Raw genomic sequence first — 22,239 nt, 5'->3', positions numbered from 1 at the left:
GTCAAGCCATGGAAATTGCTGCAACTGCGAAAAGTAGCATCGGCAGGGTAAGGAAGCCCAGCCGATGCATCGTCCACAACCAGCAATGCAAGAGGCCATCGGCGCAGGTGGCTCCCCTTACGGCCCCTCGTACCGCACCACCTGCTGATCGATGGCGCCGAACACGCTGGCGCCGGTGGCGTCGAACAGCTCGATCCGCACCCGGTCGCCGAAGCGCATGAAGGGGGTCTTCGGCGCGCCATGCTCGATGGTCTCGATCATCCGAAGCTCGGCCAAGCATGAATAGCCGACGCCGCCGGCATCGACCGGCTTGCCGGGGCCGCCATCGAGCTTGTTCGACACCGTGCCCGACCCGACGATGCTGCCGGCCGCCAGATGGCGGGTCTTGGCGGCGTGGGCGATCAGCGTCGGGAAGTCGAAGGTCATGTCGACCCCGGCATCCGGCTTGCCGAAGGGCTCGCCGTTCAGCGTCGTCAGCAGCGGGCGGTGCAGCTTGCCGCCATCCCAGGCCTCGCCCAACTCGTCCGGCGTCACCGCTACGGGGGAGAAGCTGGAGGCCGGCTTGGACTGGAAGAAGCCGAAACCCTTGCCGAGTTCCGCCGGGATCAGGTTGCGCAAGGACACGTCGTTGACCAGCATCAGCAGCCTGATCTGCCCGCGCGCCGCCTCGGCCGAAACGCCCATCGGCACGTCCCCGGTGATGACGGCGATCTCCGCCTCGAAATCGATGCCCCAGGCTTCGGTCGCCGCCGGGATCGGGTCGGTCGGCGCCAGGAAGCTGTCGGAACAGCCCTGATACATCAGCGGGTCGGTCCAGAAGCTGGGCGGCATCTCCGCCCCCCGCGCCTTGCGGACCAGTTCCACATGGTTGACGTAGGCCGAACCGTCCGCCCACTGGTAGGCGCGCGGCAGCGGCGAGGCCGCCAGCGCCGGGTCGAAAGGCTGGCCGGAGGACGGATCGGCGTTCAGCGCGCGATAGGCCTCCTCCAGCCTGGGCGCCAGCGCCGTCCAGTCGTCCAGCGCCGCCTGCAATGTGCGGGCGATGTCCGGCACCGGGACGGCGCGGGTCAGGTCGCGCGACACCACGACCAGGGTGCCGTCGCGCCCGCCCGCCTTCAAACTTGCCAGCTTCATTCGTCTCTTCCCTTCCTCAGAATTCAGCGTCCGGCGGCCTTGGTCCCGGTTTGCAGGTGGCCGCTCATTTCGCCTTCCAGCTGTCGGCGTATCCGCCCCATTCGACGCCGTCCATCGCCGGATAGACGTCCAGCGGATCGCGGGTGTCGATCATCACCGCGACCTCGTCGGTCTCCTTGCGCTCGAACTTCTGCGCCACCTCGTAGGCCTTCGGGTGCGGCCCGTGCGGGAAGCCCGAGGGGTGGTAGGTGACCATGCCGGGATGGATGTTGTCGCGCGAGAAGAACTGGCCGCGGTGATAGAACAGCACCTCGTCGAAATCCTCGTTCGAGTGGTAGTAGGGCAGCTTCAGCGCCTCCGGGTCCGACTCGATGGGCCGCGGCACGAAGGTGCAGACGATGAAGCGCCCCGCGATCCAGGTGCTGTGCGCCGACGGCGGCAGATGGTAGCGGTGGCTCATCAGCGGCCGGATGTCGCGCCAGTTCAGCCGCACCGGGGCGAGGTCGCCATGCCAGCCCACCGCGTCCAGCGGGTTGAACGGATAGGTCATGGCGCAAAGCTGCCCGCGCTTCTTCACCCGGACCAGCGTCTCGCGCTCGTGCTTCTGCGCCTGGAAGGCGTCGTCCAGCGCCGGGACGTCCAGCACCGCCGGATCGAAGATGGCATGGGTGCCGACCAGCCCCTTGTGCGGCAGCTTGTAGGCGTCGTTGGTGGCCTCCACCATCAGCACCATCACCGCCTCGTCGGTTTCCAGCCGCCAGCAGGTGTTGCGCGGCAGCACGACATAGTCGCCCTCGCGCACCTCCAGATGGCCGTAGTCGCAGAACAGGTGCCCGCCGCCCTGGTGGAAGAACAGCAAATCGTCGCCGTCGGCGTTGCGGACGAGATGCTCCATCCTGCCCTTGAAGCGCCACAGCCGGACCTGGGTCGCCCCGTTGCCCATCAGGGCCGGCGCCTCCAGCGGGCAGCCGGGCATGGCGTCGACATGGTTCAGGTCGAAGGCGCGCGGGCGCAGCGGCCCGTCGAAGCTGGTCCAGCCGGTCGGCGGGTGGGCATGGTGCATCTGGGTCGCCGGGCCGAAGAAGCCCTCGCGCCCCATCTCGCGCTCGTAGGTGCCGGCGGGAAGCCGGACATGGGCCTGACGCGACGCGGTGCCCTCGACCTTCGGAAACGAAATCCAGTTCTTCATGGCGCTTCCCCACTCAATGCCGCCGGCATTTCCGCATCGGGCGCCGGCAGGCTTGTTCCGTTGCCGCCATTTTAGTTTCGTTTGAAACTGTTGCAAGAGCCAAATTACAGCGCAGGATGGGGCACCTGCGACCCTCCCTACAGACGATGCGCCGCCGATGCCGCCTGCCCGCCGTTCCCGCACCGCCTCCGCCAATCCCGCGTCCGAGCGCACGGAGCTGCCGGCGCTGCATCTGACGCGCTTCCTGCCCTACCGGCTGTCGGTGCTGTCCAACACGGTCAGCCACACGCTGGCCAAGCTGTACGAGAAGCGGTTCGGCATCACGATCCCGGAATGGCGGATCATCGCCGTGCTGGGCGGCGGCGAGACGATGAGTGCCGGCGAGATCGCCCAGCGTACGGCGATGGACAAGGTGCAGGTCAGCCGCGCCATCAGCCGCATGCTCGATTCGGCGCTGATCCTGCGCGAGTCGGGCGACACCGACCGGCGCAAGGCCCTGCTGACCCTGACGCCCAAGGCGCTGGCGATCTATGCGGAGATCGTGCCGATGGCGCTGACCTACGAGGAAGAGGTCACCGACGCCCTGTCGATCGACGAGCGGGCGCAGCTCGACACGCTGCTGTCCAAGCTCCAGGCCCGCGCCGACCAACTCGCCGCCCGCCCGGCGCCGGCCGGCGCGCAAGCCGAGGCGGCAGGCGAGTAAGGACGCCGCTCAGGCCCCCTTCACCTTGTGCAGCGGCTGGCTGGTGCCGGCATCGACGCGGCCTCGGCCGGGTTCCTCCGCCTCCAAGGGGGCGCAGGCGACCATGGTGGCGAGCGAGCGACGGGCGAGGCGCTGGTATTCCTCCGTCCCCTCCGACTTCCAGGCGACCTCGTCGGGGCGCAACTCGCGCATCACCTTGGCCGGCAGGCCGGCGACCAGGGTGCGCGGCGGCACAACGAAGCCGGCCTTGACGAAGGCCATGGCGGCGACGATGGACTCCTCGCCGATCTCCGCCCCATCCATCACCACCACATTCATGCCGACCAGCGCGTTGCGGCGGACGATGCAGCCGTGCAGCACCGCGCCATGGCCGACATGGCCGTCCTCCTCGACGATGGCATCATGGCCGGGGAAGGCGTGGATCGTGCAGTTGTCCTGCACGTTGCTTCCCCGGTGCAGCACGATCCGGCCGAAATCGCCGCGCAGGCTGGCGCAGGGGCCGACATAGCAGCCGGGTCCGACGACCACGTCGCCGATCAGCACGGCGGAGGGGTGGACGAAGGCAGTCGGGTCGATGACGGGGATCACGCCGTCTATGGCGTAGACGGTCGGGCGCGGCAAGGTTGGGGCGGTCATGAGCGGGCGTTCCTCGGTGTCACGGTTCGGCTGTATCCGGCCGATCTTTTGCCGCAAGGCTACACCGCCGCAGGCTGTACGCGATACTGATTTTCCGCCATAGTGAGCATACCTGTATCGCTTCTCCGACTCCCTTGCCGAGAGTGACGCGAAAGCTTGATTGGTATCAAATGAAACTGTATCGTTGGCAACAATAACAATCCGCCAACGCGCCCTGTCATGGTTTCCGGGGGAGGAAACGCCCGATGCACGCGACCTTCAGCTATCCGAAATACAGCTTCACACCGTCGGACGAGCAGCGCACCGGCAACGTCCGGCGCCATCCGGTGGTGATCGTCGGCGCCGGCCCGGTCGGACTGACCGCGGCCCTCGACTTCGCGCGCAAGGGCGTGCCGGTGGTGGTGCTGGATGCCGAGGACACCGTCAGCGTCGGCAGCCGCGCCGTCTGCTACGCCAAGCGTGCGCTGGAGGTGTGGGACCGGCTGGGCGTTGGCCAGCGCATGATCGACAAGGGTGTTGTCTGGAAGATCGGCAAGGTCTTCAACGGCGACCGCATGGTCTACCAGTTCGACCTGCTGCCGGAGCCGGACCATAAGATCCCCGCCTTCATCAACCTCCAGCAATATTACCTGGAAGATTTCCTGGTCGCGCAAGCCCGCAAGAGCGACCTGATCGACCTGCGTTGGCTCTCCCGCGTCATCTCCGCCAGGCAGGAGGCCGACCATGTCGTGCTTCAGGTGGAGACGCCGGATGGCGTCCATGCGGTCGAGGCCGATTGGGTCATCGCCTGCGACGGCGCCAAGTCGTCGGTGCGCAAGATGATGGGGTTGGAGTTCCAGGGCGAGGTGTTCAAGGACCGCTTCCTGATCGCCGACGTGGTGATGAAGGCCGATTTCCCGGCGGAACGCTGGTTCTGGTTCGACCCGCCCTTCCACCGCAAGCAGTCGGCCCTGCTGCACATGCAGCCGGACAATGTCTGGCGCCTGGATTTCCAGCTGGGCTGGGACGCCGACCCGGAGGAGGAGAAGAAGCCGGAGCGCGTCATCCCCCGCGTCCAGGCGATGCTGGGCGCCGACACGCCGTTCGAGCTGGAGTGGGTGTCGGTCTACACCTTCCAGTGCCGCCGGTTGGACCGCTTCCGCCATGGCCGCATCCTGTTCGCCGGCGACAGCGCCCACCAGGTCTCGCCCTTCGGCGCCCGCGGCGCCAACAGCGGTGTGCCGGATGCCGACAATCTGGTGTGGAAGCTGGCGCTGGTGCTGGACGGCAAGGCGCCCGAGTCGCTGCTGGACAGCTATTGTGACGAGCGGGTGGCAGCGGCGAAGGAGAACATCCTGAATTCCACCCGCTCTACCGACTTCATCACGCCGAAGAGCGAGATGAGCCGCGTCTTCCGCGACGCCGTGCTGGAGCTGGCGGTCGACCAGCCCTTTGCCCGCGCGCTGGTCAATTCCGGCCGCTTGTCCACCCCCACCACCTACACCGACAGCCCGCTCAACACGCCGGACGGCGACCGCTTCGCCGGAAGGATGGTGCCGGGCGCCCCCGCCACCGACGCGCCGGTGGAGCGTGACGGCCTGTCCGGCTGGCTGATGGAGGTGCTGGATGGCCGCTTCACCGTCCTCTACGCCGCAGGTGACGGGCCGGTCCCGGCCGAGGTGGCGGAGGCGCTGGACGGCCTTGCCGCCGGACCGCTGCCGCTGGCCTGGCACGCGGTGACCGACCGCCGCCGCGGCATCGCCGGGGAACTGGTGGACAGCGCCGGCCGGCTGCGCGAACGCTACGACCTGACGCCGGGCAGCGTCTATCTGATCCGCCCCGACCAGCACATCGCCGCCCGCTGGCGCCGCTTCGATGCCGCGGCGCTGTCCGCCGCGCTGGACCGCGCGGTCGGCCACACGGTCAGCCGCTGATTCCCTGACATTCCCGGAGCACTTCCCATGGCCAAACTGATGACCGAGCAGCGCTTCGCCAGCCCGGACGACGTCTACCAGCTGCTGATCGACAGCCACCGCGACCTGACGCCTGAGCAGAGCACCCGCCTGAACGCCAAGCTGATCCTGCTGCTGGCCAACCACATCGGCGACGCGGAGGTTCTGGCCGAGGCGCTGCGGGTGGCGCGGCAGGGGATCGAGTAGAAGAACGGGGAAGGGAGGGGGCAATCGTCAGCCGCCCCTTCCCTCCCCGCTGACGCCAAGTCCAAGATGGCGTACAAAGGCGCAAGAGCCCTTTCCTTGCGGAGACTGCGCCAGCCCATGACTTCCGCCATGACCCTGCGCCGCCTGTTCGCCCTATTCTTCCTGCTGCTGTGCTGCGGTCCCGCCCTGGCCGAGGGGTTGACGCAGACGATGCTGCCGATCCCGGCGCGCTTCCCCGACGGCACATCCGCCACGCTGGAGGCGATGCTGCTGCGGCCGGACGGGCCCGGCCCCTACCCCATCGCCATCCTCAGCCACGGCACGCCGCGCGACGCGGCGGAGCGGGCGCAGATGACGCCGTTGCGCTACCTGCCGGAAGCGCGCGAGTTCGCGCGGCGCGGCTGGGCCGTGGTGGCGGTGATGCGGCGCGGCTATGGCGGGTCGGACGGCCCCTACAGCGAAACGACCGGCCCCTGCAACAACCCGGACTATCTGCGCTCCGCCCGCCAGAGTGCGGAGGATCTGCGGCAGGCCATCCGCTATGTGGCGGAGCAGCCCTTCGCCGACGCCAGCCGCATCCTGGCGGTGGGCGTGTCGGCCGGCGGGCTCGCCAGCATCGCGCTCAGCGCCGATCCGCCGCCGGGACTGAAGGCGGTCATCAGCTTCGCCGGCGGCCGCGGCTCCATCGCCGACAACCAGGTCTGCCAGGAGGACCGGCTGGTCGGCGCCTTCGGCACGATGGGCCGCACGTCGCGCGTTCCCACGCTGTGGATCTATGCCGAGAACGACCTGTTCTTCGGCCCCGGCCTCGCGCGGCGCCTGTGGGAGGCCTTCACCCAGGCTGGTGGGCGGGCGGAGTTCGTCGCCGCACCGCCGAATGGCAAGGACGGGCATTTTTACTTCAGCGCCGCCATCCCGGAATGGACGCCGACGGTCGACCGCTTCCTGACGAAGACCGGGTTGGCTCCGCGCGGCACGCCGATCGCGCTGTCGTTCCCGGCGCTGCCGCCGCCACCGGAACTGTCGGCCGCCAACCGGGCCAAATTCCCCGCCTATGTCGAAGCCGGCGGCAACAAGGCCTTCGCCGTCTCGCCCGACGGCGCTTATGGCTGGAAGGCCGGCCTGCGCAGCCTGGACGAGGCGCAGAAGGGGGCGATGGAAAACTGCATGTCGCACACCCAGAAGGGATGCCGCGTCGCCTATCTCAACGACCGGCCGGCCGGTGGTGCCGCCGACATGGCGGCTGTTCCGCCGACGGCTGTCGCGCCGGATGGGCCGCGCGGCACGCGCGTCAGGCTTGAGCCGCCGCCTGAGCTGTCCGCGTCCGGACGCGAGAAGTTCGACGCCTATGTCTCGGCGGCCGGACGCAAGGCCTTCGCCGTGTCGCAGGACGGCGCCTTCGGCTGGAAGTCGGGCATGCCGAGCGAGGACGCCGCCCGCCGCGCCGCACTCGACAACTGCGCCAAATTCACCCGCCACACCTGCTATGTCGTGATCGTCGACGACCGTCCGCTGCGCTGAGGCGGTTCCCTCGTCACCGCAAATGAAAAGGCCCGTCCGGCATCCCGGACGGGCCTTTTTCACAAGCGGCAGTCCCGACCTCCGCGTCAGCGCGGAGCCAGCACCATGACCATCTGGCGGCCTTCGAGCTTCGGCATCTGCTCGACCTTCGCCAGCGCCTCCAGCTCGTCGCGGACGCGGACCAGCACGTTCATACCCAGATCCTGGTGCGCCATTTCACGGCCGCGGAAACGCAGGGTCACCTTGACCTTGTCGCCTTCCTCAAGGAAACGGCGCGCCGAGCGCATCTTCACGTCATAGTCGTTGTCATCGATGTTCGGCCGGAGCTTGATCTCCTTGACCTCGATGATCTTCTGCTTCTTGCGGGCCTCGTTCGCCTTCTTCTGCGCCTCGTACTTGAACTTGCCATAGTCGAGGATTTTGCAGACGGGCGGTTCAGCCTGGGGAGCGATCTCGACCAGGTCGAGACCGGCATCCTCGGCAGCCAGCAAAGCATCGCGCAACGACACCACCCCGATCATCTCGCCATCTGCACCGACGAGACGAACGGAACGAGCCGAGATCTCCCGGTTAACCCGCGGGCCATCGCGGGTCGGGGCGGCTTCGGACGGGATCCTGGCTATGGACGCTTCTCCATGGTCTGTGACCACGTGGAAGCCGGCCGTCCAGAGGAGCGGCCGGCGGCGTCGCGCGGTCGGTTAAAACGGCGAATCGGTCACGGTCTCGCCGGCCGGCGATCTCGCTTCCTCCAGCAGTTTAGCAACCGCCGCATCGAGGGCAAGAATTTCCTGATCCTTGCCGCCCAGCACGCGGAGCGCGACCGTTCGTTCTTCCGCTTCCCGCTTTCCGACAACCAGCATCAGCGGGACCTTCTGCAGGCTGTGTTCGCGGACCTTCAGGTTGATCTTCTCGTTGCGGGTATCGAGTTCGACGCGCAGCCCCTTGCGCTTCAGCAGCTTGGCCACTTCCTCGGCATAGCCGTCGGCCTCGCTGGTGATGGTGGCGACGGTCACCTGGACCGGCGACAGCCACAGCGGGAACTTGCCGGCGTAATGTTCGATCAGCATGCCGATGAAGCGCTCCATCGACCCCAGGATCGCGCGGTGCAGCATGATCGGCCGATGGCGGGCGCCATCCTCGCCGATATAGCTGGCATCCAGTCGTTCCGGCAGGTTCGGATCGTACTGCAAGGTGCCGCACTGCCAGGTCCGGCCGATGGCGTCGGTCAGGTGGAACTCCACCTTCGGGCCGTAGAAGGCGCCCTCGCCGGGCAGTTCCTCATACTCCAGCCCGGCGTCGCGCAGCGCCTGGGCCAGCGCGCCTTCGGCCCGGTCCCACAGCTCGTCGGCGCCGGTGCGGACGTCCGGACGCAGCGCCAGCTTGACCGAGATCTTGTCGAAGCCCAGGTCCTTGTAGACGCCGAGCTGCAGCTTGAAATACTCGGCCGCCTCGCTCTGCACCTGATCCTCGGTGCAGAAGATGTGGGCGTCGTCCTGGGTGAAGGCGCGCACGCGCATGATGCCGTGCAAGGCACCCGACGGCTCGTTGCGGTGGCAGGCGCCGAACTCCGCCATGCGGATCGGAAGGTCGCGGTAGGAGCGCAGGCCGTGGCGGAAGATCTGGACATGGCCGGGGCAGTTCATCGGCTTGATGCCCAGCAGCTTCTCGCCGCCGTCGGCCTCGACCTTGAACATGTTGTCGCCATACATGTCCCAGTGGCCCGACGCCTTGAACAGCGAGCTGTCGATCAGCTGCGGCGTCTTCACCTCGACATAGCCGGCCGACTTCAGCTTGGTGCGGATGTAGTTTTCCAGCGTCTGGTAGAGCGTCCAGCCCTTCGGATGCCAGAAGACCGAGCCGACCGCCTCTTCCTGGACATGGAACAGGTCGAGTTCCTTGCCCAGCTTGCGGTGGTCGCGCTTCTCCGCCTCCTCGATCTGGTGCAGGTAGGCCTTCAGCTCCTTCTCGTCGCGCCAGGCGGTGCCGTAGATGCGCTGGAGCATCGGGTTGCGGCTGTCGCCGCGCCAATAGGCGCCGGCCACCTTCATCAGCTTGAAGCCCTGGCCGACCTTGCCGGTGGTCATGGCATGGGGGCCGCGGCACAGATCCAGCCAGTCGCCCTGGCGGTAGATCGACACCGGCTCGCCCTGCGGGATCGCCTCGATCAGCTCGGCCTTGTAATGCTCGCCAAGCTTCTTGAAGTAGGCGACCGCCTCGTCGCGGTCCCAGACCTCGCGGACGATCGGGATGTCGGCCCCGACGATCTCGCGCATCTTCGCCTCGATCTTCTCCAGATCCTCGGGCGTGAACGGCTCGTCACGCGCGAAGTCATAGTAGAAGCCGGTGGCGATCGACGGGCCGATGGTGACCTGCGTGCCGGGATAGAGCTTCTGCACCGCGTCGGCCAGCACATGGGCGGCGTCGTGGCGGATGACCTCGAGAGCGTCGCCGTGGTTGCGCGTGACGATCTCGATCTTGGCGTTGGTAGTGACGGTGGTGGTGAGGTCCTTCACCGTGCCGTCGATCTTGACGGCAAGCGCATCTTTGGCCAGGCGCGAACCGATGGACTGGGCAATCTCGAGCCCCGTCACCGGCCGGTCGAACTCCCGCACGCTGCCGTCGGGCAGCGTGATGGCGATGTTGGACGTCACCGAAGTCACCATTTACTAGTGTTGGTCTCACCCGCATCGGGTGCCCGGACAGGACCGGGAACGCGAAATTTCCATCGCCGCGTGGGGGAATGTCAAGCGCGGCTGCGGAAATCAAGGCTGTCGAAAGGCCAACGCTGCATTGCCGCCACAACCCGGTATCGGTCAGATGCGGGCGCTCGCCCCAACGTTACTCCGGCTTCCGGCTCAGCCGCGGTTCGCCGAACAGGTAGCCCTGGCCGAAGTCGAAGCCGGTGTCGAGCACCTCGACCAGTTGGTTCTCCGTTTCGATCTTCTCGACGATCAGGTCGATGCCTTCGGCGGCGCAGCGGTGGCGCAGTTCGCGGATGCGCCCGGCGTTGGCGGGATCCAGCACCAGCGCCCGGTCCAGCTTGATGCAGCGGAACTCGTGGCGCAGCAGACGGTCGATGTCGATGGACAGGTCGGTCACCTGGTCCATCGAGAAGCGGAAGCCCAGCCGCGCCAGCTGCGACAGGATGCCCATCGTCACCGCCCCGCCCGCGCTCACCGCGTGCTGGCTCAGCTCGAACACCAGCTTGGGCACCAGGGCATGGTTCTGCGCCATCATGTTCAGGAACTGGCGCATGAACTCCGCATCGGCCAGCGTCGCGGCGGAGATGTTGGCGAAGAAGCCGATGGCATGCTGGCGCCGTTCCGTCTCGCGGATCAACTGGACGCAACGCACCAGTTGCAAATTGTCGATGGTGGCGATCAGCCCCTCGCGCTCGGCGATGTCGAGATAGCGGTCAGGCATGATCTGCTGCCCGTCGGCGGCGCGCACGCGCGAAAACACTTCATAGAAGCGATGCTTGCGCTGGGGCAGGCTGACGATGGGCTGGAGATAGACGTCGATGCGGTCGGCCTTCAGCGCGTCGCGCACCGCCTCCAGCACCGCTGCATCGTCCATCGGGGGCGCGGCAGAGGGCGGTGCGGAGGGCGGCGCGGAGGGCGCTGCGGACGGCGTGGGACGGCGCTCCCCACTGGCGGACGGCGGACGGGGTGCACGCCGCTCGGTCAGGCGGGCGACCAGCGATTGCAGAAGCTTCACCTCCTGCATCACCGCGTCGTACCGCACCCCGCCGTCGGGCTGGGCGCCGGGATCGGCCGCGAGCCGCCGCTCCAACAGTTGGGCCAGTTCCTCCACCCGGTCGTTCAGGCGGGCGATGCGGCGGGCGGCCTTGCGCTCGCGCTCCAGCCGCGTCACCGCCTCATGGACCAGCGCGCCGGCCAGCACCACCAGCGCGCCCACCAGCCACGCCACCAGCGGGTCGGCCTCCGGACGCAGCGCCCACAGCGCGGCGCCGGCCGAACCGCCGGCGATCAGATAGGCCAGCGCATAGACGAGGTGCGTCAGCAGGGTCATCGCGGGAACCGGAGTGGTGGGCGCCGCCGTGGTCGGGACGGCGGTGCCGGGGCGGAAATCGGCGGTCAGGGCCTTCACGGGTTCGCAGCCTCCGGCAGGAGCATGATGCGGACCTTGCGGGCGTTCCAACCGTGGGACCCACTGTCGGGACGCCCGCTTGACGATCCGTTAATGCTACGCCGCCGCCGGCCCCACCCTGCGCAGGATCAGCGGTGATCGGCCCCCACCGCCTCGGCCACCGACTGGAAGCCGTCGCGGCGCAGCAGCTCCGCCAGTTCGCGGCGGATGCGGTGGACCACCGCCGGCCCGGCATAGACCATCGCCGAATAGAGCTGCACCAGCGAGGCGCCGGCGCGGATCTTGGCATAGGCGTCCTCGCCGGTCGCGACACCGCCGACGCCGACGATCGGCAGCTTGCCGCCGGTCAGCGCATAGATCTCGCGCAGGACGGAGGTGGAGGCTTCGAACAGCGGACGGCCGGACAGGCCGCCGGCCTCGCTGCGCATCGCCGCCGGGATGCTGTCGGGCCGGGCGATGGTGGTGTTGGAGACGATCAGCCCGTCGATGCCGGACTCCAGCGCCACCGCGGCGATGTCGCTCTTGTCCTCCACCGTCAGATCGGGGGCGATCTTCAGCAGCAGCGGCGGATTGCGGGTCAGGCCGCAGGACGCCCGCGCCTCCAGCACCCGTTCCAACAGGGCACGCAGCGGGTCGCGGCCCTGAAGCGCGCGCAGGCCCGGCGTGTTGGGGGAGGAGACGTTGACGACCAGATAGTCGGCCAGCGGCGCCAGCCGGCGCACGCCGATCACATAGTCGTCGGCGGCGTCCACCGTGTCCTTGTTCTTGCCCAGGTTGGCGCCGACGATGCCGGATGCCCGCTTGGCCGAGTCGCGGCGACGCTCCAGCCGCTGGGCGAAGGCCTCCAGCCCCTCGTTGTTGAAGCCCATGCGGTTGATCACCGCGCGCTGCTCGACCAGCCGGAACAGGCGGGGGCGCGGGTTGCCGGGCTGGGGCCGCGGGGTGACGCTGCCGGGCTCGACGAAGCCGAAGCCCAGGTTCAGCATGGCGTCGACCACCTCGGCATTCTTGTCGAAGCCGGCGGCCAGCCCGACCGGGTTGGCGAAGTTCAGCCCCAGGACGCGGGTGTGCAGCGCCGGCTCGTCCCTGCCGCGGGCCGGCGGGACCAGTCCGGACTTCAGCGCCTTGATGGTCAGGCCATGCGCGGTCTCAGGGTCGAAGCGGAACAGCAGCGGCCCGGCAAGCGGATAGAGGTCGATCACGGAACGAGGTCCTGAAGGGTGAAGGGAAAGCCGGCCGGGAAGACATGGCGCCCGTCCGGTCCCAGCGGCAGCGGATCGACCCGCAGCGCGGCGTCCACCGGCAGCGGCCCGTAGAGGTGCGGGAACAGCTGGCCGCCGCGCGACGGCTCCCAGCGCAGGGCATCGCCCAGCCGGTCGGCGTCCACCGTCAGCAGCAGCAGGCCGTCCTGGCCGGCGCGGTGCTTGGCCGCACTCTCCACCACCTGTGCGGCGGTCGAGAAATGGATGAAGCCGTCCTGGACGTCCTGGGACGAGCCGGGATAGCGGCCGGCCGGGCGGGCGGCGTCCCACTCGTCCGCGCGGCACATGTGGTGAATGATTCGGTCGGTCATGACGGTCGGACACTAACGCAATGCATGCCCAGCGGCCAGAGACCTCGAAGCCGCAGCCTGACCGTACCGGGTCGCAGCCCGCGGATCGCGACCGGCGGCACAACGCAAGATCGACTCCCCGATTGCAATTCCGCACGCTTCGCGCGTTGCATTTTGCAAAGCGCACTCGAAACTATTCGGCATTTTGCGGGTATTTTTGAAATTCGGCATCGGCATTCGTCCTCGGATTATGGGCATTGCCCGCTCAACCCCCGCGAATCCCCCGGGATTCCTGGATTTGGGCCGCCTCAGGCGGTTGGCACCGCTTTTGCTGTGACAGAAGCAAGTCAACGGAGGACCCGCCATGAACGCCATCTCCATGAGCCTGCTGAAGAAGACCTCGTCCTGCGAAACGGATCTGGGCGCGTCGGTCACCGCCATGGGCGCGCTGTGCGAGCCGGGTCAGACCGCGGTCCCGCTGAAGCCGAGCGCCACCATGCTGGCGGCGGGCGCGCGGGCCGGCGGCGTGTCGGTCGAAATCGCCTGGAAGATCTACCAGGCGATGATCCACCACGCCGACTGACCCGGCTTTTCCAGTCAGCGCCGTCCGCCTTCGAACGGCATGAAGCCCGAATCGAGCTTGGTCTCTATCCGCAGCAGATGGTCGGTCAGACGCTGCTCGACGTCCTTGAGCGTCGCGAAGGAGACATAGGTCTTCGCGACCTCCAGCTTGTATGCGGCAAGGCTCTCGCGCACCTGCGCCTGGGCCTCCTCCGCCCGGTTGCGCAGATCGTCCAGCGCGCTGTCCGCATCCTTGCGCACCCGCGCGATCAGCCAGAACAGCCCGCCCATCGCCGGCAACTCGACGGCGGTGATCCACCAGGTGAGATCAAGGCCCGCGGTCAGGGACTCATGCATTGGGGTCTCCCGTTCGTGTTGATGTGGAAACGACTCAAGGCTCCCAGTCCGCAGGTGCCACCACGGCGCCCGCACCGCGCCAGTCGGCGCGGCGCTCGGGCGGGGTGGTGCTGCGGTCGAAGCGGCAAGGTTCGGCGCCCAGACAGCCGGCCACCGCGTCCAGCCCGTCGTCGGGCCCGCGATAGCGGCCATCCGGGCGCCAGTCGCGCATTTCGCGGATCAGCGGCGTTTGCCAGACCTGCCGGTGGACCAGCAGGCGGCGGTCGGCCAGCAGGGCATCGAAGGCCTTGATGATGCGCTGCGCCTTGGGCGTGCGGCTGTTCTGCTCGACCACGCCTGCGGCCAGCCGGTCGTCGCGCAGCCGCTTGCGCAGCAGTCCGGGCAGGAAACGGCCGAGACCGTTGATCTCGATGTGGACAGCCGGCAGATGGTTGTCGGCCAGGAAGCGGGAGACCTGCATACATTGCTGGTCGGCCTCCGTCTCCTCCGCCCTGGGATCGACGGACAGATACAGCACCCGGTGCAGGTAGAAGTGCTCGTTCTCCCCAGCGAAGACGGCGGCGACCACGCTGCCGTCGCCGCCTTTGGACCTGCCGTCCCCCTCCCCCGCCGGCCGGGCGAAGGCCGGATCCCACCAGCAGGTGGCGGAGACCATCTTCACCCCGTCCAGCGTCAGCACCGCGCGCCCCAGCGCCTCGCGATACTCCAGCTCCGCGTCGTAGCGGCCGAGCTTTTCGACATCCAGCACCCCGTCGGTGACGCTGACCGGACGCAGCAGCATCTGGCTGGTGAACTTGTTGGGACCGGTCGATTTGCGGATGCGCGCGACATGCGTCTCGCCGAAGCGCTCCTTCCAGGTATAGCTGCGGTTGCCCTCGGCATCCTCGGTGTAGACCGGCAGGACCAGCCGCTCGAACCCGTCCAGGAAGGGCGGGCTGCCGCCGTCGCTCTCTCCGGCATAGAGGCTGTCCTGCGCATGCGGCGTGCCGACATAGAGCTGCGCTCCGCCCGGTACCAGCACATACTCCAGCTCCGACAGCCGTTCGCGCAGGGCCGCGCGCTTCACCGCGGTGTCGGCGTTGCGCGGCACCTCCACGTCGTCGCAGATCACCACGTCGGCACGGCTGCCGGTGATGTTGCCGCCGATGCCGGCCGCCGCCATCGACGGGTCGCGCAGTTCCATCGGCCGCACCACGGTGAAGCGGTCGGCCGCCCACTGGTCCCGCGCCGATGCAGGCGGCTTCAGGTGGCTGCAATCGGGATGGCGTTCCAGGATGCGCTTGACGTTGCGCACCATCTTCATCGCCAGCTTCAGGTCGGCGGCCAGCACAAGCAGCCGCCGGTTGGGATCGCGCAGCAGCAGCCAGGCCGCGAACAGCCCGACCAGCGTCGATTTACCCGACCCGCGGAAGGCCATCAGCAGCATGCGCCGGCTCTGCCCGGCCATATGATCCTCCAACCAGCCAGCCATCCGCGCATGGTGGGCGGGGGTCTTCAGCTCCACCATGGCGTTCCAGCCCTGGACGAAGGCGCGGAAACCGTCGTCGTCCTTCCCCGTCATGGATTCCGCCCCAGGATGTGCCAGCCGGCACCGTTCGACATCGCCGTCACCGCATGGCCCTGCGCGGTCAGCGCGATGGCCTCGCTGTCCGGCCCGCCGCCGCCGGCCTGGGTGACGGTGACGCGGTTGCCGCCGGTGTCGGACTTCTTGATAGTGACCGTGCGGCCGACCGCATGCGGGGCCGAGGGCGCCGGCAGCCGCACCTCCACCGCCCCGTTCCAGGCGCTGACCAGATAGAGCTGTTGGTTCAGGTCCGGCTCGAACAGGCCGGGAGCCTCGTGATAGCGGGCGTTACCGGGCGGGGTGTTGCCGGCAACGATCCACCAGCCGGCCCCGTTCGACACCAGCGTCACGAAGTCGTAGCGGTTGCCCAGCGACAGCACCCGCCCGTCCGGCCCCGGCCCGCCGGTCTCGGTCACCGTCAGCGGGTTGGTCGACGCATCGGTGCGCTTGATCGTCACCGCATGGCCGTTGGCGTCCTCGGCCTTGGGGAGCCGCACCTCCACCGCCCCGGCATAGGCGCTCGCCAGATAGACCGAACTGCTCAGGTCCAGCGCCACCACGCCGCCCCCGGCCGGCTCCACATATTCGGTGTCGTAACGCAGCGCCTCCACCACCAGTTCGGTGATGCGGCTGCGCTGAAGCCGGTTCTTCTCCGGATAGCCGGCATTGACCGCCGTATAACGCCCGCCGGACCGGTCGAGGATCGCCGGACCGGCGGCGGCGGAAAACAGGTTGACGACCGCCGTCTCCACCGATCCGGCATCCAGCTGCAGGTTCGGCAGGGCGCCCAGCGATTCCGCGTAGAAATTCACGATCAGCGTCTTGTCGGTGACGGCGCCGACACGGAAGCAGGCTTCCGCCTCGGGCCACAGGTTGGCCTCGCAGTCGAAGAAGGCGTTGTTGAAGCGACCCTGCTCGACGAAGAAGCCGCAGCCGCTCATCGGCGCCGACAGCGAATAGACCCGCACCGCCTGGAAGCGGTTGGCATTGGGCGTGTCGCCGGCCCCCGTCCGCGTCAGCCACACCCCATGGCGCGACGGCCGCGCCACCAGCACGCGGGCGATGTTGTTCCAGTAGCAGGGCAGGTTCGGATCGGTGTGGCCGTCGAAGACCAGCCCCACCTCAGGCTCCCACAACGTCAGGTCGGTCAGGCTGTTCTGCACGCAAGCGCCGTCGCGTCCGAACAGCCGCACCGCGGCTTTCCCCTGCTCCAGCCGCAGGCCCGACAGGGTGGCGTAGCCGTCCGGCAGATGGATCAGGTCGAATCCGTTCGACGCCCCCCGGATCACCGACGCCTGCCCCACCCCATACAGAGTCTGGCCATGGCCGAGCGTCAGCGTGTTGGCGATGCGGTAGCTGCCCGGCGGCACGAATACGGCACGGGCAGAGGTCAGCGCCGCCTGCAAGGCCAGCGTGTCGTCGACCAGCCCGTCGCCCACCGCGCCGAAATCCTTGACGGAGACGAGGTCGGCCAGCTTGTCGCGCACCGGCCGGGCGGTCGCTCCGGCGCCCGGCGGCACATAGGTCGCCAGCGCCTCCTCGTCCACCGGCGGGCGGATTGTCGGGTTGCCGGCGCTGTCGAAGGCCAGCAGCTTGCCCCGGCGCAAGGCCCGCTCCGGCAGCAGGGGGGAGGCCGGCAGGTCACTGTCGCCATAGCGCAGCATCAGCTCCTGATCGCCCGCCACCTGCTGGAGCATGGCCGTCAGCCGGTCCAGCTCGCCGTTGAGGGCGGCGGCCGGCAGCGGCCCGCTCTCGCCGAAATCGCTGCGCCGTTCGATGGGCAGCCGTCGGCGCAGCAGCACGACGGTCCCCTCGGCCGGTGCGGCTGCGAAGGTCACCGCCCCGCCCGCGGTCGCACCGGCTCCGCTGACCGCATAGCCGGTGCTCTGGACGGCCGCGCCCAGGAAGATCTGGAGATCCTCGGCGGCAAAGATCGGGAACGGGTAGGTAAAGACCCGCTGCATGCCGTCTGCGAGATACTGGACGCGCGGGGTTCCGCGCGGGATGAGAAGCGGCGTGGACATCGGGGGGTCTCCGGAGGATGGAGCCGTTCCTCAAAAGAACTTGCTCATGTATTCCAGTCGCTGACGGTCGGCGAGTTGCGACAACTCCAGCAGATTGCGGCGCTTGGCATCGTCCAGCCCCTGCTGGATGGCGGCGCGTTTCAGCTGGTCGGTCGCCTGGGCGTCCTTGCGCTCGGTTTCGCTGGAGTTGGTCAGACCCAGCAGGATCGCCTCGCCCGACCCGTCCTGGGCAGTGACGCCCCGCGCGCCCAACCCGGCGCGGGTCTTGCTGACCGCCTGACGCAAGGCGGCCAGCCGCCGCTGTTCGGCGGCATCCGCCGCGGCGGTCAGTTGGGCGAGCTGGGTCTGCGAGTCGGTCTCCCTGGCGCGGACGGCCTCCTCCTGGCCGGCGCGCAACTGGGCCAGCGTCTGCTCCTGGGCTCCGCGGAAATCGTCCATCTCCTTGGCCCGCGCCGCCGCCGCGGCAGTCGCCGCGGTTTCGTCCTTCTGGCGCTGAAGCTCCTGTTCCTGTTGACGCAACTCGGCGTCATGCGTCCACTGGCGGGCCTGCGCCTCGGCCTCCAGCTGGGCCTGCTGCTGGCGGGCGGTCGCCGCCGCCTGGGCGCTGCGCTCGGCCGCCGTCGCTTCCTCGCGGTACTTCTGTTCCAGCGCCGCCTGCGCGGCTGCGGCCTGCGCCGCGTCCTGCTGGCGCTTGTATTCGAGTTCAGCCGCGGCCTGCTGGGCGGCGGCCTGTTGCGTGGCGGCGCTGGATGACGCGGCGCCGGCATTGCGCACGGTGCCGATGACGGAGTTCGCCAGCGGCAGCGCCGTGGTCACGAGGGGAGTGATTCCACCCATCAGTCATTCACCTTCAGTTCCATGGTCACGGAAAGCAGCGTGAAAGGCAGCGGCGCATCCTGTTCGATGCGCCACAGCGGGACATCGGTGTCGTGGCGCCAGCCGAGCGCCCGCAGCCGGCGGTCGCCCGACACCCGCGACGGCACCCCGCCGGCCGGTTGCGGCCCCAGCCGGTGAAGCGGAAGTTCCTGCAACCCGCGCCCCAGATCGACGCGCAGCGCCGCCGTCTCCTCCAGCCGGAAGGTGACGGCAACCAGCCGGACGAGGTCGGCCCCGGTCGCCTGCCCCAGCAGGTTGGGCGGCAGCGGCTCGATCCGGTGGGTGTAGGGCAGTCCGATCTCGACCTTGCGGGCCGGCGGGTCGAGGGTGACGCTGCCGGACTGGACGGTGGCGGGGTTGCGGATCACGCGATCGGCGACGACGGCGACCGTCCGCCCCTCCAGATGCGCCAGCCCGCCCCAGACGGCGGTTGCCTCCGCCCGCTCCGCCGTGACGGCGGTGTCGAGGTTCAGCGCGTCGTCGAAGCGCTCGACCGTCCACACGCCCCGCCGCTCGACCAGCGTGTAGACCTCGTCCCCCACCGCGGCGACGGAGCGCACCGCCCCGTCGGTCTCCAGCAGGGTCCAGGCGGTGACATCCTCCGCCCGGTAGGCGGTCAGCGCCCCCAGCGTGCCGTCCTCCATCGCGACGAACAGCAGCCGGCGGCTCTGGTCGTAGTCCTGGTCGCGCGGGCCGGCCATCAGGTGGCGGGCCAGCAATGCCAGGTCATTCGCCTGATAGGCGGCCTCGGTGTCGGTGTAGAGGAATTCGCGGATTTCGCGCCGGTTGCGCGGCACGAACAGCGTCGCCCCCTCCACGTCGCGCGGCGGGATGGCACGGTCCATCGGCGAGCCGATGCGCGTCTGCCGGTTGACCTGCATGCTCTGCGGGGTCAGCGGGTCGCCGGTCACCATATACTCGGCGCCCGAGGTGAAGACCTGCAGATGCCGGCCGGAGAAGACGGCGCGCACCGCATTCACCTGATCGGACAGGATGCCGAACTCGATGGCCTGATCGTCCAGCCCCTCGCCCAGGTCGAAATTCCAGATCTGGGCGGAGCGCGACAGCCACAGCCGGTTGGGCAGGTCGCGCGACCCGCCGATCACCAGCCGGTCCTGATGAAAGGCCGCCGACACCGGCCAGCCCCGCAAGGCGGAGAAGGCCTGCTCTTCCCATTGGGTGGTCGGCTGGGTGTCGGCCAGCGCCTCCTTCACCGTGGCATTCACCTGCGTTGCCGACACCACGCCGGTCACCAGCAGCTGCTTGCCCTTGATGCGGATCCGGGTGCCGTCATGGCGCGGATCGAAGACCGGAGCCGAGGCCGTGACCGCGATCGCCCCGGTGGTGCCGGACGGCGTCAGCGTCACCGCCGGATCGCCGAAGCGGTGGAAGGGGATGCGCGCCAGCTCGCCCTCGACCGCGAAGGCCCACTCCGCCAGCGTCCACCCGCCATCGTCGCCGCGCGTCAGCTTGCGCGGCGGCAGGTCGGGATGGCAGACCAGCAGCGTGTCGGCGCTCTGCGTCCAGGTGATCTGCGCCAGTTGCGTCAACGTCCAGGGGGCGGCGACCGACGCCAGCGGGGTGCCGCCCTGGAACACGTCGATCCAACGGTCGGTGAAGACCAGCAGATAGGTCTGCTCGGCATTGCGCTCGAACGCCACCAGCCGCCCGTCGCCACGCGCCAACGCCGAGAAGGCGAGCCCCGACCGCCGCGTCACCCCGCCGGTCGGATCGATGAACAGGTTGCGCAAGGCCAGCGCGCCGTTGTCGTAGGCCTTGAGGTCGCCGCGCCCCAGCAGGCGACGCGACACCTCGCCCGCGGTGAAGTTGGTCTTGACCTGATGCAGCCGTCCCATCGCATCCTCCCCGTCACGCCCGTGCGTCGATCAGGGTGAAGTCCTCGAAGCCGGGCTGGCTGTCCTGCTGGGCGTCGATCTGGCGGGCGCGGCGGAACTCGCCCTCGGCCTGCTGCGCCAACAGCTCCGCCCGCGTCGAGCTTTCGGTCAGCGGGATGCAGAACTCGGCCGCTAGGCGGGCGATCAGCGCCTGATCGAAGAAGGCCGGGAAATCCTCCTCCGCCGGGCGGCCGATGTAGGACAGGGTGACGGTGCCGGCATCGCACAGCAGCGTACGACCGACGATGCGGTAGGACAGGCCGCGCCCCCGCCCCTCGCCGCCCGCCCCCAGCGCCCGCAGGAAGCCGGCCGGCAGTTGGAAGGCGCAGGCATAATCGGCGACCGGCGGCTCGGCCAGCCGCGGCAGCGTGGCCTGCACGCTGGCGAAGCTCCAGGCGTTGGCCGACAGCAGCGCATCGCGCGTCGGCCCGTAAAGCGCGGCGGCCACCTCCGCCTCGGCGGAGCCGTCGTCGAAGGAGGCGATGGCGGTGGCGCCAAGCTTGATCAGCGCACGGCCGCACAGGCCGATGGCGGTCAGGGCCATGGACATGTCTCCGGATAGCGGACATGAAGCGGAAGGCGAGCGGAAGGTGCCGGCGGTGCGGCGCCCTTCCCCTCGGCGGATCAGTCGCTGTTGACGCCACCGAACGGCGTCAGGTTGGCGACATCGACCGCGCCGTTGGCGCTGGCCGCCACCACCAGCACGCCGGTGGCGGGGGTGGCGCTGCCGACCGCGCAATTGGCCAGCAGCATGTCGCCCACCCGCAGCAGGTCGGCCGCCCCGTTGAAATAGCCGGCGGTGTCGACGTCGGTCGCCACGTCGCGCGTGGTGTAGTGCCAGAGCGTGAAGCCGTTCGCATAGGCGAGCACGCTCAAATCCTTGGACGCATAGGCCATGGATCGAAGACTCCGGATTTTGTGTGGGGGATGCGGAAGGGAGGGCAGCTCGCCCTCCTCCGCTCAGCTCTCCAGGCAGCGCAGGGTGACCACGCCGCTGGTGTCGATCAGCGCGGCGCCCTGGCTCATCATGTTGTTGACGAAATGCGCCGCACGGTCGCCGTGCCAGGTGATGTCGGTCTTCACGTCGGCACCCGCCGCGTGGCCGACCGCCGTCTTGTGGTACCAGTGGCAGAGCCGGACGGTGCCGCTCAGCGTCAGGCCGGAATGCGGCAGCCACAGCGTGCCGAGCCAGCGCTTGGCCTGGGTGCCGCGCCAGGGCAGCTCGTCGGAGCCGACATAGTCGGCGCTGGCGAACTCCTCGATCCCCAGCAGCTGGCTCCACTGCTTCCAGCCGACGACGGCATAGCGCTGGCCGTCGTCCGGCACGTCGGCCTCGCCCATCATCTCGAAGGCCGTCAGGATCTTGGCCTTGGTCAGCCCGTCGGTGGCGCTGCCGGCATAGTTGACGGACCTGTTCAGCTCGCCGATCAGCAGCTCGTCGGTCTTGCGGCCCAACGCATAGGCGCCGGCATTGGCGATGATCTGCCGCTCGTCGATGTTGGTCTTCAGCTCGTCCAGCCGGTCGACCCAGTCGCCGGCATAGAAGTCGTACAGCGCGCACTCCACCGGCGTGTGGTCCAGGTTCATCACCGGAACCGCGCCGTGGCGCGACTTGGTGGCGGCGGCACCCTTGCCGACCTTCTGGAAGACGGTGGAGGCGCCCTGCACATTGTTCTTGCCGCGCACGGTGTTGCGCAACTTGGAACCCATGCGCTGGTAAGCCTCATGGACCTCGCGCTCGAACTGCTTGACGAATGCCTGGGCGATGCTGGTCGACATGGGTATGGTTTCCTTTCGCGTTCCTGCGGATCCCGCGGGGAGCAAGGCGGGGGGAACGTTCCGCCATCCGGTTGTCGGGGGTGCGTGCAGGACGCAGCGCCGGCCGCGGGCGAAACGCGAAAACAAAAAGGGCCGGCCGGACATTGGGAGTGTCCGGCCGGCCCTTTTCGGACCGAAGCGAGGGGGGAGCTTTGGTGCTG

Annotated in this window: 21 protein-coding genes; 5 read left to right on the top strand and 16 right to left on the bottom strand. The window is 68.7% G+C overall.

Annotated elements, in window-relative coordinates:
* Positions 1-117: 117 nt before the first annotated feature.
* Positions 118-1,134: a fumarylacetoacetate hydrolase family protein gene (locus TSH64_RS13045; RefSeq protein WP_109445460.1), complete on the bottom strand. Its 1,017-nt coding sequence runs from the start codon at positions 1,132-1,134 to the stop codon at positions 118-120.
* Between the two features lie 64 nt (positions 1,135-1,198).
* Positions 1,199-2,323, bottom strand: a complete 1,125-nt coding sequence (locus TSH64_RS13040; protein ID WP_109445459.1) for a homogentisate 1,2-dioxygenase — start codon at positions 2,321-2,323, stop codon at positions 1,199-1,201.
* 157 nt (positions 2,324-2,480) lie between these two features.
* Between TSH64_RS13040 and TSH64_RS13035 the strand changes: the two genes are divergently transcribed.
* The gene (locus tag TSH64_RS13035; protein WP_109445458.1) at positions 2,481-3,026 is read left to right on the top strand and encodes a MarR family transcriptional regulator; all 546 of its coding nucleotides are present in this window, start codon (positions 2,481-2,483) and stop codon (positions 3,024-3,026) included.
* A 9-nt stretch (positions 3,027-3,035) separates the two neighbouring features.
* Here TSH64_RS13035 and TSH64_RS13030 read toward each other — a convergent pair whose 3' ends face one another.
* Positions 3,036-3,662 (bottom strand): transferase hexapeptide repeat family protein, encoded by a 627-nt coding sequence (locus tag TSH64_RS13030; protein ID WP_109452603.1) that lies wholly within the window; start codon positions 3,660-3,662, stop codon positions 3,036-3,038.
* A 245-nt stretch (positions 3,663-3,907) separates the two neighbouring features.
* Between TSH64_RS13030 and TSH64_RS13025 the strand changes: the two genes are divergently transcribed.
* The 3 genes from TSH64_RS13025 (at position 3,908) to TSH64_RS13015 (ending at position 7,321) form a co-directional block, all read left to right on the top strand.
* Entirely contained in the window at positions 3,908-5,575 is a 1,668-nt protein-coding gene (locus TSH64_RS13025; protein WP_109445457.1) for an FAD-dependent oxidoreductase, read from the top strand.
* A gap of 27 nt (positions 5,576-5,602) precedes the next feature.
* Complete coding sequence (locus tag TSH64_RS13020; RefSeq protein ID WP_109445456.1) at positions 5,603-5,800, top strand: DUF2783 domain-containing protein; 198 nt, start codon at positions 5,603-5,605, stop codon at positions 5,798-5,800.
* A gap of 117 nt (positions 5,801-5,917) precedes the next feature.
* Positions 5,918-7,321, top strand: a complete 1,404-nt coding sequence (locus tag TSH64_RS13015; RefSeq protein WP_247872915.1) for a CocE/NonD family hydrolase — start codon at positions 5,918-5,920, stop codon at positions 7,319-7,321.
* A gap of 86 nt (positions 7,322-7,407) precedes the next feature.
* Here TSH64_RS13015 and infC read toward each other — a convergent pair whose 3' ends face one another.
* The 5 genes from infC to TSH64_RS12990 form a co-directional block, all read right to left on the bottom strand.
* A complete protein-coding gene (gene infC / locus TSH64_RS13010; protein WP_042696225.1) occupies positions 7,408-7,935 on the bottom strand; it encodes a translation initiation factor IF-3 in 528 nt (175 codons plus the stop codon).
* 84 nt (positions 7,936-8,019) lie between these two features.
* A complete protein-coding gene (thrS, locus tag TSH64_RS13005; RefSeq protein ID WP_109048017.1) occupies positions 8,020-9,984 on the bottom strand; it encodes a threonine--tRNA ligase in 1,965 nt (654 codons plus the stop codon).
* 175 nt (positions 9,985-10,159) lie between these two features.
* The gene (locus tag TSH64_RS13000) at positions 10,160-11,431 is read right to left on the bottom strand and encodes an EAL domain-containing protein (RefSeq protein ID WP_247872914.1); all 1,272 of its coding nucleotides are present in this window, start codon (positions 11,429-11,431) and stop codon (positions 10,160-10,162) included.
* Positions 11,432-11,559: 128 nt separating this feature from the next.
* Positions 11,560-12,633, bottom strand: coding sequence for a quinone-dependent dihydroorotate dehydrogenase (locus tag TSH64_RS12995; protein ID WP_109445454.1), 1,074 nt, complete (start codon positions 12,631-12,633; stop codon positions 11,560-11,562).
* Positions 12,630-13,004 carry a DUF952 domain-containing protein gene (locus TSH64_RS12990; protein ID WP_109048020.1) on the bottom strand — a complete coding sequence of 125 codons (375 nt, stop codon included), beginning with the start codon at positions 13,002-13,004 and terminating at the stop codon, positions 12,630-12,632. Before TSH64_RS12990 ends, TSH64_RS12995 begins: the two co-directional genes overlap by 4 nt.
* 343 nt (positions 13,005-13,347) lie before the next feature.
* Between TSH64_RS12990 and TSH64_RS12985 the strand changes: the two genes are divergently transcribed.
* Positions 13,348-13,566 (top strand): hypothetical protein, encoded by a 219-nt coding sequence (locus TSH64_RS12985; protein ID WP_109048021.1) that lies wholly within the window; start codon positions 13,348-13,350, stop codon positions 13,564-13,566.
* A 14-nt stretch (positions 13,567-13,580) separates the two neighbouring features.
* Here TSH64_RS12985 and TSH64_RS12980 read toward each other — a convergent pair whose 3' ends face one another.
* From TSH64_RS12980 to TSH64_RS12945, 8 genes are all read right to left on the bottom strand, one after another.
* Positions 13,581-13,901, bottom strand: coding sequence for a hypothetical protein (locus TSH64_RS12980; RefSeq protein WP_098739076.1), 321 nt, complete (start codon positions 13,899-13,901; stop codon positions 13,581-13,583).
* A 34-nt stretch (positions 13,902-13,935) separates the two neighbouring features.
* The gene (terL, locus tag TSH64_RS12975; RefSeq protein WP_109445453.1) at positions 13,936-15,462 is read right to left on the bottom strand and encodes a phage terminase large subunit; all 1,527 of its coding nucleotides are present in this window, start codon (positions 15,460-15,462) and stop codon (positions 13,936-13,938) included.
* Complete coding sequence (locus tag TSH64_RS12970; protein ID WP_109445452.1) at positions 15,459-17,489, bottom strand: glycosyl hydrolase family 28-related protein; 2,031 nt, start codon at positions 17,487-17,489, stop codon at positions 15,459-15,461. Before TSH64_RS12970 ends, terL begins: the two co-directional genes overlap by 4 nt.
* 30 nt (positions 17,490-17,519) lie before the next feature.
* Positions 17,520-18,326: a hypothetical protein gene (locus TSH64_RS12965; protein WP_109445451.1), complete on the bottom strand. Its 807-nt coding sequence runs from the start codon at positions 18,324-18,326 to the stop codon at positions 17,520-17,522.
* Positions 18,326-20,221 (bottom strand): hypothetical protein, encoded by a 1,896-nt coding sequence (locus TSH64_RS12960; RefSeq protein ID WP_109445450.1) that lies wholly within the window; start codon positions 20,219-20,221, stop codon positions 18,326-18,328. Before TSH64_RS12960 ends, TSH64_RS12965 begins: the two co-directional genes overlap by 1 nt.
* 13 nt (positions 20,222-20,234) lie before the next feature.
* The gene (locus TSH64_RS12955) at positions 20,235-20,804 is read right to left on the bottom strand and encodes a hypothetical protein (RefSeq protein WP_109445449.1); all 570 of its coding nucleotides are present in this window, start codon (positions 20,802-20,804) and stop codon (positions 20,235-20,237) included.
* 80 nt (positions 20,805-20,884) lie between these two features.
* Entirely contained in the window at positions 20,885-21,157 is a 273-nt protein-coding gene (locus tag TSH64_RS12950; protein ID WP_109445448.1) for a hypothetical protein, read from the bottom strand.
* Between the two features lie 63 nt (positions 21,158-21,220).
* The gene (locus tag TSH64_RS12945; RefSeq protein ID WP_109445447.1) at positions 21,221-22,039 is read right to left on the bottom strand and encodes a phage capsid protein; all 819 of its coding nucleotides are present in this window, start codon (positions 22,037-22,039) and stop codon (positions 21,221-21,223) included.
* Between the last annotated feature and the right edge of the window lie 200 nt (positions 22,040-22,239).

This window comes from Azospirillum sp. TSH64 (assembly GCF_003116035.1).
Lineage (GTDB): Bacteria > Pseudomonadota > Alphaproteobacteria > Azospirillales > Azospirillaceae > Azospirillum.
The sequence above is the reverse complement of the archived record's forward strand: the minus strand, read 5'-3'. Positions and strand labels throughout refer to the sequence as shown.

Excerpts from the sequence above, each read along its gene's own strand:
- TSH64_RS13045 (WP_109445460.1), bottom strand. The coding sequence starts at position 1,134 with ATGAAGCTGGCAAGTTTGAAGGCGGGCGGGCGCGACGGCACCCTGGTC.
- TSH64_RS13040 (WP_109445459.1), bottom strand. The coding sequence starts at position 2,323 with ATGAAGAACTGGATTTCGTTTCCGAAGGTCGAGGGCACCGCGTCGCGT.
- TSH64_RS13035 (WP_109445458.1), top strand. The coding sequence starts at position 2,481 with ATGCCGCCTGCCCGCCGTTCCCGCACCGCCTCCGCCAATCCCGCGTCC.
- TSH64_RS13030 (WP_109452603.1), bottom strand. The coding sequence starts at position 3,662 with ATGACCGCCCCAACCTTGCCGCGCCCGACCGTCTACGCCATAGACGGC.
- TSH64_RS13025 (WP_109445457.1), top strand. The coding sequence starts at position 3,908 with ATGCACGCGACCTTCAGCTATCCGAAATACAGCTTCACACCGTCGGAC.
- TSH64_RS13020 (WP_109445456.1), top strand. The coding sequence starts at position 5,603 with ATGGCCAAACTGATGACCGAGCAGCGCTTCGCCAGCCCGGACGACGTC.
- TSH64_RS13015 (WP_247872915.1), top strand. The coding sequence starts at position 5,918 with ATGACTTCCGCCATGACCCTGCGCCGCCTGTTCGCCCTATTCTTCCTG.
- thrS (WP_109048017.1), bottom strand. The coding sequence starts at position 9,984 with ATGGTGACTTCGGTGACGTCCAACATCGCCATCACGCTGCCCGACGGC.
- TSH64_RS12990 (WP_109048020.1), bottom strand. The coding sequence starts at position 13,004 with ATGACCGACCGAATCATTCACCACATGTGCCGCGCGGACGAGTGGGAC.
- TSH64_RS12985 (WP_109048021.1), top strand. The coding sequence starts at position 13,348 with ATGAACGCCATCTCCATGAGCCTGCTGAAGAAGACCTCGTCCTGCGAA.
- TSH64_RS12980 (WP_098739076.1), bottom strand. The coding sequence starts at position 13,901 with ATGCATGAGTCCCTGACCGCGGGCCTTGATCTCACCTGGTGGATCACC.
- terL (WP_109445453.1), bottom strand. The coding sequence starts at position 15,462 with ATGACGGGGAAGGACGACGACGGTTTCCGCGCCTTCGTCCAGGGCTGG.
- TSH64_RS12970 (WP_109445452.1), bottom strand. The coding sequence starts at position 17,489 with ATGTCCACGCCGCTTCTCATCCCGCGCGGAACCCCGCGCGTCCAGTAT.
- TSH64_RS12965 (WP_109445451.1), bottom strand. The coding sequence starts at position 18,326 with ATGGGTGGAATCACTCCCCTCGTGACCACGGCGCTGCCGCTGGCGAAC.
- TSH64_RS12960 (WP_109445450.1), bottom strand. The coding sequence starts at position 20,221 with ATGGGACGGCTGCATCAGGTCAAGACCAACTTCACCGCGGGCGAGGTG.
- TSH64_RS12955 (WP_109445449.1), bottom strand. The coding sequence starts at position 20,804 with ATGGCCCTGACCGCCATCGGCCTGTGCGGCCGTGCGCTGATCAAGCTT.
- TSH64_RS12950 (WP_109445448.1), bottom strand. The coding sequence starts at position 21,157 with ATGGCCTATGCGTCCAAGGATTTGAGCGTGCTCGCCTATGCGAACGGC.
- TSH64_RS12945 (WP_109445447.1), bottom strand. The coding sequence starts at position 22,039 with ATGTCGACCAGCATCGCCCAGGCATTCGTCAAGCAGTTCGAGCGCGAG.